This is a genomic window from Sphingomonas jatrophae, from assembly GCF_900113315.1.
GTDB classification, from domain to species: Bacteria; Pseudomonadota; Alphaproteobacteria; order Sphingomonadales; family Sphingomonadaceae; genus Sphingomonas_P; species Sphingomonas_P jatrophae.
Genome location: NZ_FOZG01000001.1, coordinates 1203377 through 1222430, shown reverse-complemented (window position 1 = coordinate 1222430; position 19054 = coordinate 1203377). Strand labels below are relative to the sequence as shown.

Genomic DNA, 19054 nt, shown 5'->3' with positions numbered 1-19054 from the left:
GACTTCCTGCGCAAAGCACGCTCATGTGGGTTGGCGATGGGCGCCGAGTTAGAAGCGCTTAGCCACGTTCACGATCTTTTGCGGCGTGTCTGCCAGTTCGGTCGAGTCAGCACTTCGCCAGTAAACATTGCCATCCAGATAGCACAGTTCGTTCTGTGACGGTATGCTGATAACGATGATGCCGAGCCCAAAGTAAGAGTTGAAATCAACATGAGAGAGAACGCTGTCACGCACGCTGGGCGTCAACGTAGAGTGTTTAATAGAATCCTTCCACTTGGCCAAGTATTGCTCAGGAGAGATTTTCAAGAACGCGGACTCTCTCGAAACTCCTACTACTTTCCTTTTGCCAACCTTCCTCGGTTCGACTCCATCAAGCTTCTGAACACGAACGGCGTCGGCGTCTTTGTCGCAGACCCCGATCAGCACTCTACCATCGCGCCCAGGACCATTGTTAGCCATAGCACAAATAGTTCTCAAAACCTTATTGATGACATTATCATCTATCTTGCGGTTATCTGATAAAGTTAGCAAACCCTGCTTCAGTTCGTAATCACTGAGCTCTACTTCCGACCGTCGAATTGCAGAATCAATGTCCGCAGTGCTGTGGTTGGCGTATATTTTTGGCTTCGGGCTTGCCACTATGAAGCAGGAGCGGATCAAGCCTTTAACAGCATCAACGTTTTTGCGTCGTTCGTCTGGAGACGTTGCTTTACGTCCCCGCTCAATACGCTCGGCAATATCTCGCATGGAAGATTTAACGCCGTCATAATCAGAAATAACGAGACCGTCACCAACGATTAGTTCATGAAATGCGATAAACAGAACGGCAAATACAGACGGGAAAGCGTTGGTCTGGCTTTTCTTGAATATCAACTCTCTTAGCTTGATTGGGGCTGTTGACGCGCAGACTTTAAGAATCTCATCAATGCAGTACTTGAGTTCATCAGCAAAATTATCTGCCCCGTATATTGTAAGAGCATTGCTAATGCGGACTTCTTCCGGGCTTCCCTCCGTGTAGACCGCGTCAAGCGCATCCTTGGACCTGTCGATTAACGTTCCGCCGACGACACAAGCAGCAAGGTCTGCAATACACTGCTCATCCATACTGTCGCGGAGATCAGTGGATCGAAGGATACCGTGCTCCACCCACATCACCTCGTCTGCCTGAACATCATAACCGTGCTTGGTCATGGGCAAGTCGATGCTGATGGAAGGCATGCTACGTAAGGGAAGCACTTCTGCAGAGGCGTCTCCGCGTAGAGTGCAAGCTATGTCTCGGACCATATTGGAAAAATCGTTCTGAACACCCGCCTGACGTCTCTCTTGATCGCTGAGGCGATGACCGTACGTGTTGATACGGTCAAAGACGTCGTTGATTTCTCCTTCTGACGCCCCACGCATATACGAGGTCGCCAAGTTGTAGTTGAGCATGTCGCCGACCTCGCGGGCAGACAAGTAGCTGTCAGCTTCGATTGCAGCGAAGCCTCCCTCGTCAGCTACCCGTTTGGCCGTGGGAAATGCTCGATTGCGAATCTTTTGTCCTCCAGAGACGCGAAACCGGTTTCGATAAAGGAGATTATGGCGTGGAGCCTCTGCAGGCCATCGATGATCTCGTAGGTTCCCGGAGAGTCCTCGCGTTCTGCAATCAAGATCGCAGGAATTGGATACTTCTTCTGAATCGACTCAATTAGCTTTTGCTTTTCCTCAAGCGTCCAGACGAGTTTTCGTTGGTAGCGCCGATTAACGAACAGCTTTTCGTCGCTGAACATCGCATAGATCGTCTGGATTGACGTTGGTTGTGACGAAAGCTCAGCCATGTGTACCCCCCAGCAATTGCGCGTGAACATAGCGGCGGGTGCTGTCCAATCAACCGCTCAGCGCAGCGACAAGCACGCGCAAGGTTTGGTATCTTTTAATGGAAAGGCTTAGAAGCATCGCTCGCGCCTGCGTAGGCCTATTGCGATCCGCCCACCAGCCCTCCATGATCGCTTTGCCTCCCGTGAAAGCCGGGGGGCGGGGCGTGGAAACCCCTCTTGAGACATCTCGGTCGCCGATCTTCGGGGGCCGGGTGGCACGTGCGCATGTCCAACCGGCTTGCCGGTAAAGGCACGTGCGCTCGTTGTCTCAGCGGGTTTCCAACATCCGGCTTCGGCCGTCGCCCCGAGAGGAACATAGGGGCGGCGCGAGGTTGAAGCCGAAGGTCGCTCCGTAACGGGGGCGACGCGAATGACAGAAGCACCACCATCCGACGTCAGCGCCGCCGGCGCCTGACGCGATCCCGTGCGTCCGCGCGACGCCCTCTCCCGAAAGGACATCCATGATCGAGAACCGCTTCAAGCGGCCGCTGGCGGCGGTCGCCCTTCTCATCGCGCTTGCAGGTTGCAGCGGTGAGCGAAAAGCCGCCGAGCAGGCCGTGCGCGACGTGCTGAAGGACCCCGAGTCCGCTCAGTTCGAGGAGTTCTACTACAACAAGGAACTGCGGCGGGCCTGCCTCACCTTCAACGCCAAGAACGAGATGGGCGGCTATGGCGGCAAGTCGCAAGCGTATCTCATCCGCCAGGATGGCGTCTGGCATTGGAACGGCGAGCACGAGGAGTCGCCGGAGGAGTGCCGCCGCACTTGGGCGGACGACAAGAGCTTTCCCACCCGCAAGGTCGACTGACGTGGTGGTCCGCCTCATCCTCGCCATCGTCGCCTTCGCCTTAGCGATGGCCGTCCTTCAGATGGCGCTCGTCGGGCTGGTGCTCGCCGGGCTCATCTTCCGCCCAAAAGAGACGATCGGCCTGCTGCTGATCTGCGGCACCATCTCGTTGTTCGCCGCGCACCCTTACATCTGCCTGGGGCTGCTCGCCGCCGGCGGGCTCGTCGCCTTGGCCAAGTCCAAGGGCACAGACGAGGGCGACGAACCCAAGCACCTCGAATGAGGCGATCCGACAGCACCGATCCACCATGACCCCGGCCATCGCGCCGGGGTTTTTAATTTCAGGGATCCCCCATGCAACTCATCGACACCACCGCCGCGCTCGCGCGTGCGCTCGTCTCGCCCCTCGCCCCCAACATCAAGCGCCTGCTGACGCTTCGCCGGACGCAGCTTGGCACCATTGAAGGCGCTGCCCGCTTCATCGTCGTCGAGCCCGGCGACACGGTTGCCGACGTGGAACGGGCGCTCGCCTTCCCGCTCGCCGACGAGGGCGAGCCTTGCTTCGACTGGGCGGCTGACCATGACGGCCTGTTCGAAGCCGCCTTCAACCTGTCCGACGATAGTGCCGCCGACGTCATGCTCGTGCCGGACACGGACGGAATCGATTCCGATCTGCTGGCGCTCTGCCGGTTCCACGCGACGACACCGCTCACGCCCTGAACCGCCCAAGGCGGCGCCGTCTTGAACGGCAAACGCTCGGAAATCCTCAAAAACGCCGCCCCCGCGCGGCCCCACCATCGGAGATGCCCCATGAAGACGTTGGGTCAGATCGTCGGCCTGTGCCTGCTCATCACCGCGCTGCAGCTGGCGGTGACGGGCTTCGTCCTGCTGCTCGCCACCTGCTGCGTGCTCGCCTTCGTCGCCCGCCCGCGCGAGGGCATGCTGGTCCTGCTGGCGCTCGGCGTCGGACACCTGACGATCACCTACCCGCTGCCGGTGTTCGGCGGCCTTGCCTGCCTAGCCGTCGTCGGCTGGATCGTTCGCTGGCGCCGGCTTCGACGTGCGGCCCCGCCGCCGCTGCTGCTCCCGCCGCCTAGCGCCTAGCTCACCCCAAGCCGCTCCAGCGCCCAGGCATCCCGCCTCGGGCGCTTTTTCTTTGCCGAAAGGATCTCCAGCATGATCAGGATCTACAACGCCGCCGACAGGGTGCGCGTGCTCACGCTCGACTTCGACCCTCGCTTGCGCGATCTGCTGGAGAGCCGCTTCACCGCACTCGCCGACCTACTCGACTGGACGGAGTTCGTGATCGTCGAGCCCGGCGACACCGAGGCTGACATCGTGCGCGAGGTCGGCTTCTCTCCGCTTGTTGAGCCGATCGACGGGGTTCGCTTCGGCGAGGAGGGCTTTCAGCCGTTCTGGGATCATTTCGTCGATCACGGCGGCTGGTTCGAGCTGTCGGTCAGCTTCGGCAGCTCCTTCGCCTACGTCCTACTTATCTCCGCTGAACAACCCGCTTGGCCCGAACTCTACCAGCTATGCCGAAGCTACGTTGGGACGAGCGGCTGACGCTTGCATTAAACGCAACTAAAAACGACCTACAATCTCCTTGACCATGTTCCGCCCGAACATATGTTAGGGCCACCTGACGGTTGGTGAGGCGCTCCTGGCGAGCGTCCAGCCGATTGTCGCTTCTCTGCAGCACATGGCCTGACCCGCCGTTCGAGTTCGCTCGAGATTGTGGCTGCTCCAAATGCATGTCGCCCCGAAGTCTCTTCGGATCAGCGGGCTTGCGTTTGAGCCGCCGGGATCAGCGAAAAGCTCAACACGCAAGCCCACAACATTGATCGCGTGAAGCCACGCGCATCTTAAGTGGGTTAAATCATTGAAGCACGACACGAATTTCCAGATAGCGGCCGAGACTTCGATTTCGTCCGACAGTCTCAACACGATCACGGCACCGACGCCCGCCGACGCGGCGCCTGCGAGCAGCAGTGAGGCGCCCGAGCCGGCGACGAATCCGACCGACAACCCCGGCGAAGGGGGTGAAGGTGGGAAGGGGGCCACGCCCCCATCACCCCCTTCCGACGCCCCGGCTAGCGAAAGCGGCGCCCCGGCCGCACCGCAGGCGGAGGCCCGCGACATCTACCGCCCGGCGCCCGAGACGAACCCCGTCATCGATGCGCTGGCCCGCAGCGGCCTCTATCGCGACGAGCCGCACGAGGGCGAGCATCGCATCACCTGCCCCTGGGCAGGCGAACACGCGCCCGGCGAACAGGGCGACGCCTTGTACTTCGCGCCCACGGAGGCGGTGCCGTCCGGCCTGTTCCATTGCCCATGCAGCCATGAAAAGGCGCGGGGGATCGGCGCGCTGTTCGATCACCTGAAGGTCGATCGGCACGCGGCGCGGTGCAAGGCGACCATCCGCGTCATCAACGGGGAGGTGCATCGCGTTGTCACGGCGGCGGAGAAGGTGCTTGCCGCACGCGGTGCCTTCTATCGCTCGAACGGCGTCATCGTAACGCTCAAGACCGATCCGGCCACGGGTGACGTGACGACCGATGCGGTCACGGAGCAATCGCTTACGCTGCATCTGTCGGCCGCAAGCGACTGGATGAAGTATGACGCTCGTTCCGAGAAGTGGGAGCGGCGCGACGTCCCCAGCAACGTTGTCAACGCTCTGCACAAGTCGCAGGGCACCGGCGAGCTGCCGGCCCTGACCCGGCTGGCGCGGCAGCCCTATTTGCGTCCGAGCGACGCCCGGCTGGTGTCCACTCCGGGCTACGATCCCGTCACTGGCATCTATGCAGCGTTCGATCCATCGCACTATTCGATCCCGCTGCTGACAAGGGAGAACGCGCTGGCGGCGCTCAACCGCCTGAAATCCCTGCTCACCGAGTTTGAGTTCGAGTCGAGCGAGGATCGTTCGGCGGCCCTGTGCGCGATGCTGACGGCCAGCATCCGCGACTCCCTGAAGGTGGCGCCCGCCTTTAACATCACTGCTTCGTCGCCGGGCAGCGGCAAGAGCTATCTCGCCTCGGTGATCGCACCCTTCGCGGGGCCGGGCGAAGCGCGCAGCATCAGCTATCCGGTGACGAACGAGGAGGCGACCAAGGTCGTCCTCTCGCTCGCGCTGGAGCAGCCTGCCGCGGTCTGCTTCGACGACATGCCGACCGATTGGCTGCCGCACGGCGCGATGAACCGAATGCTCACTAACGGCTCGATCACCGAACGCGTGCTGGGATCGAGCAGGGTCGTCACCGCGGGCGGCGAGCTTCGTCATGGGCACCGGTAACAACATCCGGCCGCTGCGGGACATGGCCCGGCGCGTCGCCTCCATCTACCTGCTGCCGAAGACGGAGATGGCGGCCACGCGCGACTTCACCGGGCGTCCCGCCGATCGCGTGCGGGAGGCGCGGGGCCGCTATGTAAGCGACGCGCTCACCATCATCGCCGCGTGGCGCGCGGCGAAGTGCCCGAAGGCGAACGTGCCCAACATCGCCGGCTTCGAGGAATGGTCGGACCTGTGCCGCCACAGCCTCATCTGGCTGGGCGAGCCTGACCCGGCGACGAGCTTGATCGAGCAGATCATGCATGATCCCGATCGCGAGCAGCTCGGCAACCTGCTTCTCGCGTGGAAGGATGCATTCGGTCAGCGCGGCACGCTCGTCCGTCAGGTGCTCAAGCACATCGACAACGACAAGCATGGCGATCTGCACGATGCCGTCATGGACCTGCCCTGCGTGGAGCGGGGCTTCGTCAACCAGTCGAAGTTCGGGCGTTATCTGGCACGCAACAGGAACCGCATCGTCAACGGCTTGCAGCTGCTGGAAGCGCCGCACTCGGAGCGGCGTGCATGGGCCGTGATGGCCGTGTCGTCTGAGCCGGCTGCAGCGCTGCCGGTGATGCCCGCCGCGCCGGAGGATTTCGCCGGCTACTGGCCGAACGACCTGCGTGAACGAGCCCAGGCCTCAGCCCTGAACCCGTCCAGCCCGCAGAGCTAACTCCACACCATCGTCAATCGAATGCAGCCGCCCCGGAGCCTCAGCGATGAGGTTCCGGGATCGGCAAGTCATGTCTTCAGCAAAGGAAGCATCATGCCCAGCATCACCCTTAGCGCCGCCGCCGTTCAGGCGATTCGTGCCACGCCGCGCACGAAGCCCGAGACGTTCTTCGATGAGATCGTCACCGGCTTTGTGCTCGACGCTCGTCCGCGTGGAGGCGCAACCTACGCGCTGCGCTACAAGAACCAGTACGGACGCCAGCGTCAGTATAAGATCGCCAACGCCGCCGACGTCACGTTCGCGGAGGCGAAGAAGGAAGCCGTCCGTGTCAAAGGGCTTGTCGCTCTTGGAATCGATCCGCAGGAGAAGCGGGAAGAGAACCGCCGTATCCCGACCGTTAAGGAATTGTCGGAGCGCTATCTCGATTTCATTCGCTCCAACAAGAAGTCGCACGATATCGACGAACGCATCCTTCGGCTGCACCTGCTGCCGAAGTTCGGACGACTTCACCTTGATCAGCTGCGACAAGAGGAAATCATCGACTGGCTCAACCGACAGGTGAAGTCAGGCTACTCGCAATCCTTCGTGAACCGCTGGCAGGTGATCTTCGGCTATATGCTCCGGCTCGCCAAACAGTGGGGCCTGCCTGGTGCTGACAAGAACCCGTTGGAAGGCGTCAGGCAGAAGGATCCCGACAACCGGATCGAGCGGTTCCTCAAGCCGGACGAGACGAAGCGGCTGCAGAAGGCGGTGCAGGAGAGCGAGAACCCGATGCTCCAGTACATCGTCGCCCTGCTGCTGCTCACCGGTTGCCGCAAGCGCGAGCTGCTCGACGGCCGCTGGGGCGACGTCGACCTTGAGGGCAAGGTCTGGCACCTGCCGTACAGCAAGACGGGCAAGCGCGATGTACCACTGTCGGACGAGGCGATCGCGGTGCTTCGGCAGGTGCCTCGGTTCGAGGACTGCCCGTTCATCGTGCCGAACCCGAAGACGCGTGAGCCGTTCACGTCCTTCTTCAATAGCTGGGACACGGCCCGGCGGCGGGCTGGGCTCCCCGATCTTCGCGTGCATGACCTTCGGCACAGCGCAGCGAGCAACCTCGTGAACTCGGGCCACTCGCTGTTCATCGTGGCGAAGGTTCTCGGGCACGCGCAGACGCGGACGACGGAGCGGTACGCCCATGCCGACAAGGGCGTGCTCTTGAACGCCGTGAATGCGGCGGCGAGGGTTACGGGGACGACGTGGGCCGAGCAGGTGCTGCCGTCGGTCTGATCCTAGCCGTCGATACGCCGTGTCGGTGGGCTGTAGGCGACTTTGCCAAATCCGATCCGACCAAAATGCCTCCAGCAGGAAGCGTGGCCTAGGTCGGTTTCGGCCGAAAATGGGAGGTTGGTGGGAGTCGTCGCCAAACGGCTCTCACCGCCATCTATCTAGATGTTATTGCACGGGAAAATTAGCTGTCACCAGTATCTGTTCATGCTGGTCTCGGCGTTGATGGGGCTGGAGCGGATGAAAGCGGCTTACAGCCATGCCATTGAAAATGGCTACCGCTTCTACTCCTACGGGGATGCCTCGCTGCTCTTGCCCGTCCGTTAAACGTCAGTACCACTTCGCATCTCTTCTCGGTGACGCAATCCTGTTGCAAAGCACCCGAGCTATCGCGGGAGACGAACGTGGCGACATTCACCGGAACCGCAGGTGCCGATATCTTCGCCGGCAAGACGAACGTGGCCGATCTCTTCCTGTTCACGCCAGAAACGCTGACCAGCGCGGACGCCGTGACCGGCGGCACGGGCAGTCCCATTGACATCCTGCGCTTCACCGCCGCCGGCACGATCTCCGCCGCCGCGCTGTCGCGGGTCACGCAGGTCGAGCGGGTTGAGTTGGCGGATGGCGTCAACGTCATCACGCTGCCGGCCAGTCTGATTGGATCGAGCAGTGAGCTGACGATCGTCGGCGGCAGCGGCGACGACCGGATTGATGCCGCGCAAGCCACCAGGGCGGTGACCTTCCTGTCCGGCGCGGGACGTGACACACTGCTCGGGGGCAGCGGGGCGGATAGCTTCACCTTCGCCGCGGGCGATCTCGACGGCAATGACATCGTCGACGGCGGCGGCGGGACCGACGTGCTGACTCTTCTGCCGACGACGGGCACGACTGCCTTCACGCGCGCGGATTTGGCGGGCATCTCCGGGATCGAGCGGATCGTGCTTGGCGAGGGTCAGTTGATCGAGCTGACCGATCGGATGGGCAGCACGGCGCTCGGCAACGTGGTGACTGTGAAGGCCGGCTTGGTTGCGCGGATCGACGGTTCGGCAATGACGAATGCGGGCCTCGTTGTGGAGACGCTCAGCCAATCCGTGCAGTCGCTGACGATCATCGGCGGCCAGGCGCCCAACGTCTACCGGCTGAACAACAATATCGGCGCTGCGGTGACGATCGTCGGATCGGGGCGTGACACGCTGTACGCCAATGGCGGCACCGCAGCACAGCTCGCCAACATCTCGGGTATCGAGACCTACTTTGCCACAAGCTCGGTGGAGATCAGCAATGCCTTCGCACAGGCCAACGCGCCGGTCCTGAAGCTTACCGTCGGCGATGGCGGCGTCGACGCGTCGGGGATCACCGATCCGACGCGATCGGTGAACGTGACGGGCTATCAGGAGCACACCTTCCGCGGCGGTGCGGGCGCGGACGTGTTCGCGCTGCCGGGCGGGAACTTCACGGCGGCCACCGTCGTCGATGGCGGTGCGGGCTTCGATACGCTGAGATTCCGCTCGAGCGCCTACATCGTCGATCCAGTCGGGCTTGCCGGCGTGACGGGGATCGAGCGCTTCCAACTGGCGGACGGCGGGACGCTGACGGTGGGCGATGCGCAGCTTGGCAGCGACGGCACGCTCATATTGGAAGGCGGGCGCTACCAGGCCAACCGGCTGCATGCCTCGGCGGTGACGCTGGTCGAATCCCGCGTGATGCTGACCGGCGGCGACTTGGCCGACGTGCTGGAGGGCGGTCGCGGGAACGACACGCTGGCCGGTGGCGCCGGCAGCGATGTCGCCAGCTATGGCGGCGCAAGCGGCGGCGTGACCGTCAGCCTCAACGTTGCGGGGGCGCAGCAAACCGGCGCCGCGGGGAACGATACGCTCGTCGGAATCGAAAATCTCACCGGGTCCGCGTTCGCCGACGTGCTGACCGGAGACAGCGGCGCCAATGAACTGCGTGGGCTGGCAGGCGATGATCGAATTCTCGGCGGTGGCGGCAACGATACGATCTCAGGTGGTGCCGGGAACGATCAGATCGACGGGGGAGAGGGGATCGACGCGGCTTCCTACGCGGAAGGCGGCGCGGTGACCGTCAATCTGGCGATCACCACGGCACAGGATACGGCCGGTGCCGGGATCGACACGCTCGTCTCGATCGAGTCACTCTATGGCTCCGCCTTCGCCGACGCACTCTACGGCAATGCGCAGAACAACCTGTTCCTCGGCGGCGGCGGCAATGACATGCTGCAGGGCTTCGCCGGCAACGACGTGCTGCGCGGCGGCGAGGGAGATGACATGCTGGTCGGCGGCGCGGGACAGGATGTGCTCGACGGCGAGGCGGGTCAGGATATGGCCAGCTATTATTCGGCGACACGGGGCGTCAGCGTGCGGCTCGATACGTCGGCCCTGCAGGACACCGTGGGCGCGGGGCTCGACCAGCTGATCGGGATCGAACAGCTGCTCGGCTCGACCTTCAGCGACATCCTGCGCGGTAATGGTGGCGCCAATCGGCTCGCGGGCGATGCCGGAGACGACACGCTGATCGGCCTTGGCGGCGCTGACCGCCTGGTCGGCGGGGCCGGAGCGGACCGCTTCGTCTATTATTCGACCTTCGACTCAGGGCCCTACAGTCGCGACACGATCCAGGATTTTACCGCTGGCGATCTTCTCGACCTTTCCGCGATCGATGCCGATCAAATGTCGCCCGGCAACGAGGCCTTCGTGTTGACCGACCGCTTCACCGGGCAGGCGGGCGAGTTATCGCTGATCTGGATCGAGTCGCAGGGGCGCACCAACCTGCTTGCCGACGTTAATGGCGACCGCGAGGCCGACATGATCATCTCGCTAATCGGCGACGTGCGGGGGCTGACCGACTGGTTCGTGCTGTAGCGCCTGCGCAGCGGTTTGTTGGACAACCGACCCCCGGGATTATAGCCCAACCCGCAAAGGCGGCGGGGAGGGCGGGCGTTGCTCGATGTCAAGTTGATCAGGCGGCTGGCGATCGTGGCCGTGCTGGGCGCGAGCCTCGTCACCATCCTGCTGGCAGCGATCTACGCGCGCTTCGCTTACCCCTATCTCGACGATTTCTGCTTCATGGGCAGCAGCGGGGATCCGGTCGCGACCGCCAACTTCTATTATCGCACATGGTCCGGCCGGTGGTCGGCGATGTTCCTCTATGCGTTGCTGGCGCAGGGGCACGATTATGCCGGCGAGGATGTCGGCGGTTTCGTCATCTGGTCGGGGCCGATCTGGTATGCGGGATTCTACCTGATCTGCGCGACGGCGATGCGAGCGCGCAGTGTGCGCGACAAGGCTGGTGCGGCGCTGATCCTGCTGGCAGTGTTCTGGTCCGCCAGCCCCGGCATTTCGGACCTGTTCTACTGGCTGGCGGGCATCATCAGCTACCCGGTGCCCTTCTTCTTCTCGGCGCTCGCCCTCTACCTCCTGCTCAAGCCCGGCGCGCGGCTGCGCCATATCGTGCCGGGCATCGCCGCGGCGTTCCTCGCGCCGACCTTCAACGAGTTGGCGGGCATCGCGCTGGCCCCTGCGCTGGCGGGTGTGATTCTCGGCAAGCTGCTCGACCGCGAACGCCCGCTTGGCCTCGCCGCGGCGCTGGTGGCGACACTTGCCGCGACGGCGCTGGTCGTGTTCGCGCCGGGCACCGACGTGCGGCTGAGCGCCGCGCCGGCCGGCGATGTGGGCCTGCTCGGCTCCGCGGTGAAGCTGTTCCGGCCCTATGACTCGGCCTTCGCCTACGCGGTGGATCCGCGCATCCTGGCACTCGTCATGATCGCCGCCTGTTCGACCTCGCTCGGTTTGGCGGGGGGGCGACGGTGGTGGCAGGTGGCGCTGCTCAGCCTTTGTGTGGCGGCGACGGCGAACGCGGCCTTCGTCCTCGCGACCGGGCAGGTGCCGTCCTACCGCGTGCTCGGTTCCTGCTTCGCCATCCTGCTGGCCGGCAGCGCCTTCGTCGCCTGGCATGTGCGCGGGCGGACGGCGCATCCGGCGCTGGAGATCGCGGCGCTGGCGGCGCTTGCCGGATCGATCGTCACCGCGCCTAACGTCGCGATGGCGCTGCACGATCTGCCCAAGGCGGCGGCATGGAAGGCGAGCCAGGCGGCGTTCTGGGCTGAGCTGAGCCGGGCGCGGGGGCGGGATGTCGCCGTTGCCGACCTGCCTTATTATCCGTCCATCTTCTTCAACCGGCAGATCGATCCCGATCCGGCCGACCGCTCCAATCGCTGCGTCGCCGCCCGCTTCGGGCTGCGGTCACTGCGATCGGTGGGGCCGGCGGGGGCACGGTGGCGCGTCTATTAGACGGGCTCTGTGAGAGGGTCAGCGCGCGCTCGTCTCGGTGACGGACGAATAGCCGCGCGCGATCAGCTGCGTTTCACAGCATTGGGGGGCCAGGACGGTGGTCAGCGCTTCTATGGCGCGCTCCACATGCGCGCGGCCGCTGCACAGGAAGATGTCGACCGCGGCATAGCGGTGCTCGGGCCAGGTGTGGATCGAGACGTGCGATTCCGCCAGCAGCGCGACGCCGGTAACGCCCTGGCACCCACCGAAATGGTGCAGCTTGAGACCGAGCAGGGTGGCGCCAGCGCCCGCCACCGCGGCGCGCAGGGCGCGCTCGATCAGCGCGGGCTCGTCCAGCCGGTCGCAGCCGTGCAGGTCGGCCAGCAGGTGGGTGCCGTCGAACGGGCTCATGCCAGCAGCGACGTGAACGGGCGGCCGAGATGCGCCATCGCCTGCTCGGCCGCCAGCGTGCCGCGATAATGCGCCTCCTCGAACAGGGAGAGGCCGCTCAGATCGGAGTGGGCGAAGAACAAAGGCGGGCGGGCCTCCGCCGCCGCTTCGCGCGCCGCGCCCCACAGGAAGCCCGGCACCGGCCGGATCATGCCATGGCCCCAGCGCCACACGTCGATCCGGCGGATGGCGCCTTTTAGGTCGGGGTTCATCGCCAGCAGATCGTCCGCCACCAGCCGCTGCCATTCGCCCAGCGGGCGACTCAGCATCAGCCGGCGCGCAGCGGCCGGGGGCATGCTCGACAGCGCATCATACCAGGTGAGCACGGTCGGCCCGTCCACCGCGCCCTGCGACTGGTGCGTGGCGACGACATAGCCGAGCGAGGGGCTGGTGGACGACACATTGTCCCACGCCAGCGCCGTGCCGGGCCCGCGCGGCAGCCGGTCCACCGTGACGTTCGCGACGACCCACGGCGCGTAGGAGAAGCCCTCCGCCGAGCCGCCGACCAGCCGCGCGGCGACGAAGCGCGGTGCCGCGACGATCGCCGCCTGCGCTTGCCAGCGGATGGTGCGCCCCGCCGCAACATCGTAGCTGTCGATGACGGCGCCCGCGCCCTCAGTCCGCACCGCATGGACGACCTGCCCGCCGCTTATCCGGCTGGCGACGCGGCGGGCCATGGCCTGCGTCAGGTGGCCGTTACCGCTAGGCCACGTCAGCACCGCATCGCCGTCGACATTCGCAGCCTCGCCGCGGCGGCCGGCGAAATAGTGGATGCCGGCCCAGGCGGAGGTGTGTTCCGGCTCGCAGCCATAATCGTCGCGGCAGCAATAGCGCAGGTGCGCGCGCAAGGCGGGCGAGCGGAAGCCCTTGCGGTCGAGCCAGGTGGCGAAGCTGATCCGGTCGAGCGCGAGCAGTTCGGCATCGCGCGAGCTGAACGTGGCGGGCAGGGCGAAGGCGGGGCGACCGTCCCGCCCGCGCATCGCCCGATAGTTCGCCATGGCCGCGAAGAATGCCTCGCTCTCGCGCCGCTCGCCCGGGGACAGGGCAAAGCTGGGCTCCAGCCCCTCCTGCCAGCGGCCGAGGCGGAGCAGCCGCTCGTCGAGATCGGCGACGACCTGATAGGGATCGAAGATCGGCTTGCCGCCCGACCAGCCGGTGATGATGCCCAACCGCTCGAGCAGGTGGCGGACACTGGTGGCCTCGGCGTTGGGGATCGGCAGATAGTGCGCGCCGAGCGGGAAGGCGGAGACGGCGTTGCGTCCGCTGCGGGCATTGCCGCCGGGCTGATCCTCCAGCTCGAACAGCGTGACGTTTTCGTGCCCCGCCTCGGCCAGCGCCCACGCCGCCGCGAGCCCGGCGACGCCGCCGCCGACGATGGCAATGCCCGTTTCGCGCGTTTCGGCAGGCGGGGGGAAGCGGCCGTCGCGCAGCTTATGACCGCGCGCGGCATCGGCACCGCCGAGCGTGCCGGGCCAGCTCTCCCGCCGCAGCGCCAGCGCGCCCGCGCCGGCGGCGGCGGCCGTCGCCGCGGCACCGCCCAGCAGGACGCGGCGGGAGACGTGCGGGCTCATCCCTCCACCCGGCTCCATTCGGCATCGAAGGCGCGAACCAGCGCCTGATTGTCGAGCCGGTTCACCGGCGTCGGCCGCCGCGCCATGTCGGGCGGGAAGAAGAAGGCGAGCTGCTCGGCCCGCGCGTTCAGGAAGCGCAGGCGCGGCGGCAGCGCCCGCACGGGGGCGCCCGGCGCGGTGTGGCCGGCCAGCACGAAGCCCCATTCGCCGAAGCTCGGCACATAAGCGTGATAGCCGCGGGTCGCGAAGCCTGCCGCCTCCAGCGTCGTCGCCACCGTCCAGTAGGCGTTGGGCGCAACGAGCGGGGAGGTGGCCTGCACCGCCGCCATGCCGCCCGGCGCGACGGCGCGGGCCAGCTCACGGTAGAAGCTGAGCGTGTAGAGCTTGCCGACGGAGAAGTTGGTCGGATCGGGAAAGTCGACCAGAACCGCATCGAACCGCCGCCGATTGGCGCGCAGCCAGCCGAACGCGTCGGCGGTGACGACATGCACCTTGGGCGAGCGGAACGCATTGCCGTTCAGCGCCGCCAGCATGGCGCTGGTGCGGAACAGGTTGGTCATGGCGGGATCGAGATCGACGAGCGTGATCGAGGCGATGCCGGGATATTTGAGGATCTCCCGCACGGCCAGACCGTCGCCGCCGCCCAGCACCAGCACGTCGCGCAAGGTGGCTGCGCGGGTGAGCGCGGGATGCACCAGCGCCTCGTGATAGCGATATTCGTCGCGCGACGAGAATTGCAGATTGCCGCTGAGATAGAGGCGGATCTCGTCGTTGCGCTTGGTCAGCACGAGGCGCTGATAGGGGGTGGAGGCGGCGTAGATGATCGGCTCGCCATAAGCGGCGACTTCCGCGGCACGCTGCAACCGCTCGGACGAGACGAAGCCGGCGAGCAACGCGCCGGTGACGAGCAGGCCGGCGACCAGCTCGGCCGTCAGCCGGCGCCGCTCGGGCAGCAGCAGGATCAGCGCGATGGCGACGCCGGCATTGGCCAGTCCGAACAGAAAGCCGGTGCGGATCAGGCCGAGATGCGGCACCAGCAGCAGCGGAAACAGCAGGCTGGCCGCCAGCGCGCCGACATAGTCGAAGGTCAGCACCTTGGCGACGAGATCGCCGAATTCCAGCCGATCCTTGAGGATGCGCATCAGCAGCGGGATTTCCAGGCCCACTAGACCGCCGATCGCCAGCACCAGCCCGTAGAGCGGCAGGCGGAAATCCTCCACCCGGTCGAACAGCAGGAACAGCACAGCCGCGGAGCTGCCGCCGATCGCGGCGATCAGCAGCTCGACCCGGACGAACAGCCGCAATTCGCCCGATTTCACGTAGCGCGAGCACCAGCTGCCGACGCCCATGGCGAACAGATAGCTGCCGATGACGGTGGAGAATTGGGTGACGCTGTCGCCGAGCAGGTAGGATGCGAGCGTGCCGGCGAGGAATTCGTAGATCAGCCCGCAGGTGGCGACGACGAAGGCGGAGGCGAGCAGCGCAAGCCCGATCCGCGACCGGCCGGCACCTTCGGCAGCATCAGCCATGTATCGCCGAGGAGATGATGAGCGCGAGGGCGATGGCGACCGATCCGGCCAGGATAGCGATGGCGCTGTTCTGGTTGACGCAGATCTCCTTCCACAGGTCGATCGGGGTCAGCCGGTCCCACAGCAGGAATCCGACGGCGAAGATCACGATGCCGATCAGCGCGTAGACGAGCGTGGCGAGCAGGACGGCGGCGGAGAGCATGGTTGTTCCTTTCGGTCGGCGTCACTTGTGATGGGGCCCGGAGGAGACGCCTCCGACATAGGTGCCGGTCGGACGGTCGCCCGGAACGGTATAGCCGGCGAAGGTCCGCGCGATGTGCAGCGTCACCACTGCCATGCAGAACAATGTATAGACCACGGTGGACCAGCGCATGACGATCAATCCTCCTCGTCTTTGCGCTTGATCGCGCGCCAGATCAGGAAACCCGGCCACAGGGCGACGAGGAACAGCGAGAACCAGAAGCTGTCCATCGAGCTGACGCCGCGGCGCACGCGGATGCGCGAGGTGATCGTCTCCCCCGTTCCGAAGGACGATATGCCGCGCTCGGGCCAGTTGCGTGCGGACGCCTCGACGATCAGGTCGTAAGTGCCGGCGGGCACGCCGAGCAGGGCGGTGTGGGGTGAGCTGTCACCCTCGCTCCAGCTATCGTCGCCGCTGCCGCCGCTATAATATTCGGCGACGGCGGAGCTGTCATAGCTGGTCTGCGTGCGGCGATCGACGAGCGAGTAATCATACTCGACCCACTGGTTGCTCAAGCGGCCGCCCCGCGTCTCGATGGTCAGCGCGTCGGGTTCGGTGAGCGTGATGGGGGTGATGACGGTCATCCGCGTCGGCCCGTCGACGGGCAGGTCGATCGTGCCGGAGGCGAGCAGCGGGCGCCGCGCATAGCCTGCCGCGCTGACGATCAGCAGCGCGACGACCGTGAGAAAGGCGACGAGCAACGCGCCCGGGATCGCGCTGCCGGGCCCGGGCGGGCGGGTGGCGCGGGCCGACTGCTGGATGCCGAACGCCAGCATCACCTTGCCGCCGTCCAGCCGGCGGCTGCGCGTCCACGTCCGCTCCTGCTCGTTCGTCTCGGCGCTCAGGCTGATGCCGCCGGGGCCCGAATAATCGAGAATGTCGACCGTCTCGCCCACTGCCACGCGCCAGTAGAATTCACCGACGACGAAGGTGACGCGTGCGGGATAAGCGGGCTCGTCCAGCGTGAACCTGTTGCCGTCGAGCGTGACCCGATCCTCGCCGCCCTCGGGCGCGCGGTCGAGCAGTTCGCCCAGATAGAAGCCGTCGTCGCTATCGACGAGGAAGCGATAGCCGCGATACGGGTTGAACAGGAGATATTCGGACCAGCCGCCATCCTCGGAGACGCGCTCCATATAGCCGACGGCTTGCCACTCGGTGCCTTCGATCGTGCCGCGCGTGCCGAGTGCGATGCGGGGGCGCTTCATCGCCTTGTGCGCGCGGGTGAGCAGCGCGAGATCGCGGTCGGTCGCGTCCAGCGTGCTGCCGCAGTGCGGGCAGATGAAGCTGACGGTGCTGCCCGCCGCGCGCATCTCGATCGCGCCGCCGCAATTCGGGCAGGTGAGCGCGCGGACGGCGAGGGCGGGGGCGGCGCTGCTCATGCGCGGGCGAAGTCCGGCACGGGCCAGCCCTCGATCGTGCGCAGGTTGCGGGGCTTGAGATCGGCCAGCGCGACATAGCGGCCGAGGTAGACGGCGGGCTTGTCGATATCCTCGATCTGGACGCTGGCGCAGCGCCCGTCGTGCCCGATCAGGTCGACGCTGAACATCTCCAGCCCTGCGGGCGCGGCGAAGGGCAGTTCGCCTTCGCTGCCGAGGCACGTCACGATCCGGGCGTCGTTCACCTCGTAGGCGCTGCCGTCGAGCATGACGCGCAGACCCGGCTTCACCGCGCCGCCGCGCATCCGCGCGACCAGATCGGGCACGTCCGCCGCACGCCCTTCACGCGGCAGCATCATCCAGCGGCTGGAGGATTCGCTCAGCCAGCCATGGCTGCCGTCGCCGAACAGCATCAGCCATTCGCTCCACGCGCCGTCCGTCCAGCGCCAGCGGACGCGGCCGACCAGCTCGAACGGGCGGCCGGTGGCGGTGCCGGTGGTGCCAATCTGCAGCGGGCTGACACCCTCGGGCACGGTCGCGGCCTCGCCCGCCAGCTCCAACGCAGGGCCGCGGCGGATCACGGTGGATCGGCAGAAGTCGCATACCTTCACCGGCAGCGCGGCCGAGCGGAAGGCGAGGGGCGCGCCGCAATTCGGGCACGCAGGCGCGTCCATGGCCGAAGTCAGCCGATCTTGGCGAGCAGCGCCGCCTTCTTGGCGTCGAACTCCTGCTGGCTGATCGCGCCGGCCTGGAGCAGGCGATGCAGCTTGTCGATCAGCGCGAACGGATCCTCGGCCGGGGCCGATGCGGCAGAAGTGCCGCCCGCCATCGCCTGGCCGATCGCCATGCCCGCCGCCGCACTCGCCCCCACGCCCGCGACGCCGCCGGGATTGGCGGCCGCGGCGGCGATGCTCTCGGCCGTCTGGAACTTGGTATAGCTATCGAGATTGCCGAGCGCGCGGATCGAGGCGGCCTTGTCGATATGCGCCTGCACTTCGTCGGGCAGCGACAGGCTCTCGACGAGGAAGCCGGTTAGCGTCAGCCCGAAGCGGGCGAATTCCGGCGCCACCGCTTCGCGCAGCGTTTCCGACAGGGCCGCCTGGTTCTGCGCCATGTCGAGGAAGGCGATGTCGCCCTGGCCGAGGCGTGTGGCGAAGGCGGTGATGATCGCCGCGCGCAGCTGCGGCTCCACCTCCTCCGTCGTGAACCGCTCGCCATTGCCGACGAGCGTGCGCCAGAACAGCACCACGTCCGAAACGGCGAAGCTGTAGCGGCCGTGCGCGCGCAGGCGGATGGGGCCGAAATCCTTGTCGCGGATGGTGATCGGCTGGGCGGTGCCCCACTTCCGGTCGACCTGCTCACGCAGCGAGAAGAACCACACGTCCGACTTGAACGGGGACTGGAAGCCCTTGTCCCAGTTGGAGAGCGCGGTGAGCAGCGGCAGGGTGGACGTGTCGAGCGTGTAGAGGCCCGGCTGGAACACGTCGGCGATCTGGCCCTCGTCGAAGAAGGCGGCGGCCTGCGCCTCGCGCACGGTCAGCTTCGCGCCGTTCTGGATCTCGCGATCCTCCGCCGGATAGCGCGCGGCGAGCACGCCCGGCTCATCCTCCCGCTCGATCACGTCGATCAGCTGCTTGCGGAAAAAGCTTCCCAGACCCATCGCGTGCCTCCCCAAAGGTCGGCGCGA

20 protein-coding genes and 1 pseudogene are annotated in these 19054 nt (G+C 65.7%); 11 read left to right on the top strand and 10 right to left on the bottom strand.

Going from position 1 to position 19054, the window contains the following annotated elements; genetic code table 11:
- Positions 1-48 precede the first annotated feature (48 nt).
- Complete coding sequence (locus tag BM360_RS05755; protein WP_207544532.1) at positions 49-1431, bottom strand: AlbA family DNA-binding domain-containing protein; 1383 nt, start codon at positions 1429-1431, stop codon at positions 49-51.
- A gap of 65 nt (positions 1432-1496) precedes the next feature.
- Complete coding sequence (locus BM360_RS19740; protein WP_207544531.1) at positions 1497-1817, bottom strand: DUF262 domain-containing protein; 321 nt, start codon at positions 1815-1817, stop codon at positions 1497-1499.
- Between the two features lie 500 nt (positions 1818-2317).
- On the opposite strand from BM360_RS19740, the gene BM360_RS05750 reads away from it, so the two are divergent.
- The 11 genes and pseudogenes from BM360_RS05750 to BM360_RS05700 all read left to right on the top strand — a co-directional run bounded on the left by BM360_RS05750 (position 2318) and on the right by BM360_RS05700 (position 12221).
- Positions 2318-2662: a hypothetical protein gene (locus tag BM360_RS05750; protein WP_093312120.1), complete on the top strand. Its 345-nt coding sequence runs from the start codon at positions 2318-2320 to the stop codon at positions 2660-2662.
- A 1-nt stretch (position 2663) separates the two neighbouring features.
- A complete protein-coding gene (locus tag BM360_RS05745) occupies positions 2664-2924 on the top strand; it encodes a hypothetical protein (RefSeq protein WP_093312115.1) in 261 nt (86 codons plus the stop codon).
- A 71-nt stretch (positions 2925-2995) separates the two neighbouring features.
- Complete coding sequence (locus tag BM360_RS05740; RefSeq protein ID WP_093312112.1) at positions 2996-3361, top strand: hypothetical protein; 366 nt, start codon at positions 2996-2998, stop codon at positions 3359-3361.
- Positions 3362-3451: 90 nt separating this feature from the next.
- Positions 3452-3745, top strand: a complete 294-nt coding sequence (locus tag BM360_RS05735) for a hypothetical protein (protein ID WP_093312110.1) — start codon at positions 3452-3454, stop codon at positions 3743-3745.
- Between the two features lie 72 nt (positions 3746-3817).
- Complete coding sequence (locus tag BM360_RS05730) at positions 3818-4207, top strand: hypothetical protein (protein WP_093312105.1); 390 nt, start codon at positions 3818-3820, stop codon at positions 4205-4207.
- Positions 4208-4523: 316 nt separating this feature from the next.
- On the top strand, positions 4524-5933 hold the full coding sequence (locus BM360_RS05725) for a hypothetical protein (protein WP_093312102.1): 1410 nt from the start codon (positions 4524-4526) through the stop codon (positions 5931-5933).
- Positions 5920-6642, top strand: a complete 723-nt coding sequence (locus tag BM360_RS05720) for a hypothetical protein (RefSeq protein WP_093312099.1) — start codon at positions 5920-5922, stop codon at positions 6640-6642. Before BM360_RS05725 ends, BM360_RS05720 begins: the two co-directional genes overlap by 14 nt.
- Positions 6643-6735: 93 nt before the next feature.
- Positions 6736-7914 (top strand): tyrosine-type recombinase/integrase, encoded by a 1179-nt coding sequence (locus BM360_RS05715; RefSeq protein ID WP_165611212.1) that lies wholly within the window; start codon positions 6736-6738, stop codon positions 7912-7914.
- Between the two features lie 198 nt (positions 7915-8112).
- A pseudogene (locus tag BM360_RS05710) lies at positions 8113-8238 on the top strand (S-adenosylmethionine:tRNA ribosyltransferase-isomerase); the annotation flags it as partial.
- Between the two features lie 77 nt (positions 8239-8315).
- Positions 8316-10793, top strand: a complete 2478-nt coding sequence (locus tag BM360_RS05705; RefSeq protein ID WP_093312092.1) for a calcium-binding protein — start codon at positions 8316-8318, stop codon at positions 10791-10793.
- Positions 10794-10871: 78 nt separating this feature from the next.
- A complete protein-coding gene (locus tag BM360_RS05700) occupies positions 10872-12221 on the top strand; it encodes a DUF6056 family protein (RefSeq protein ID WP_131819189.1) in 1350 nt (449 codons plus the stop codon).
- A gap of 18 nt (positions 12222-12239) precedes the next feature.
- On the opposite strand, the gene speD is transcribed toward BM360_RS05700, so the two are convergent.
- From speD to BM360_RS05665, 8 genes are read right to left on the bottom strand one after another with little or no spacing between them, the layout of a single operon-like run.
- The gene (speD, locus tag BM360_RS05695; RefSeq protein ID WP_093312087.1) at positions 12240-12611 is read right to left on the bottom strand and encodes an adenosylmethionine decarboxylase; all 372 of its coding nucleotides are present in this window, start codon (positions 12609-12611) and stop codon (positions 12240-12242) included.
- Positions 12608-14221 (bottom strand): FAD-dependent oxidoreductase, encoded by a 1614-nt coding sequence (locus BM360_RS05690; RefSeq protein WP_093312084.1) that lies wholly within the window; start codon positions 14219-14221, stop codon positions 12608-12610. Before BM360_RS05690 ends, speD begins: the two co-directional genes overlap by 4 nt.
- Entirely contained in the window at positions 14218-15750 is a 1533-nt protein-coding gene (locus BM360_RS05685; protein WP_093312081.1) for a polyamine aminopropyltransferase, read from the bottom strand. Before BM360_RS05685 ends, BM360_RS05690 begins: the two co-directional genes overlap by 4 nt.
- On the bottom strand, positions 15743-15952 hold the full coding sequence (locus tag BM360_RS05680) for a DUF350 domain-containing protein (protein ID WP_093312079.1): 210 nt from the start codon (positions 15950-15952) through the stop codon (positions 15743-15745). The genes BM360_RS05685 and BM360_RS05680 overlap by 8 nt, the downstream gene beginning before the upstream one ends.
- Positions 15953-15973: 21 nt before the next feature.
- Positions 15974-16123, bottom strand: coding sequence for a hypothetical protein (locus tag BM360_RS19515; protein WP_165611211.1), 150 nt, complete (start codon positions 16121-16123; stop codon positions 15974-15976).
- 5 nt (positions 16124-16128) lie between these two features.
- Positions 16129-17370, bottom strand: a complete 1242-nt coding sequence (locus BM360_RS05675; RefSeq protein ID WP_093312077.1) for a DUF4178 domain-containing protein — start codon at positions 17368-17370, stop codon at positions 16129-16131.
- On the bottom strand, positions 17367-18041 hold the full coding sequence (locus BM360_RS05670) for a DUF4178 domain-containing protein (protein ID WP_093312074.1): 675 nt from the start codon (positions 18039-18041) through the stop codon (positions 17367-17369). Before BM360_RS05670 ends, BM360_RS05675 begins: the two co-directional genes overlap by 4 nt.
- A gap of 8 nt (positions 18042-18049) precedes the next feature.
- Positions 18050-19027 (bottom strand): SPFH domain-containing protein, encoded by a 978-nt coding sequence (locus BM360_RS05665; RefSeq protein WP_093312068.1) that lies wholly within the window; start codon positions 19025-19027, stop codon positions 18050-18052.
- Positions 19028-19054 lie beyond the last annotated feature (27 nt).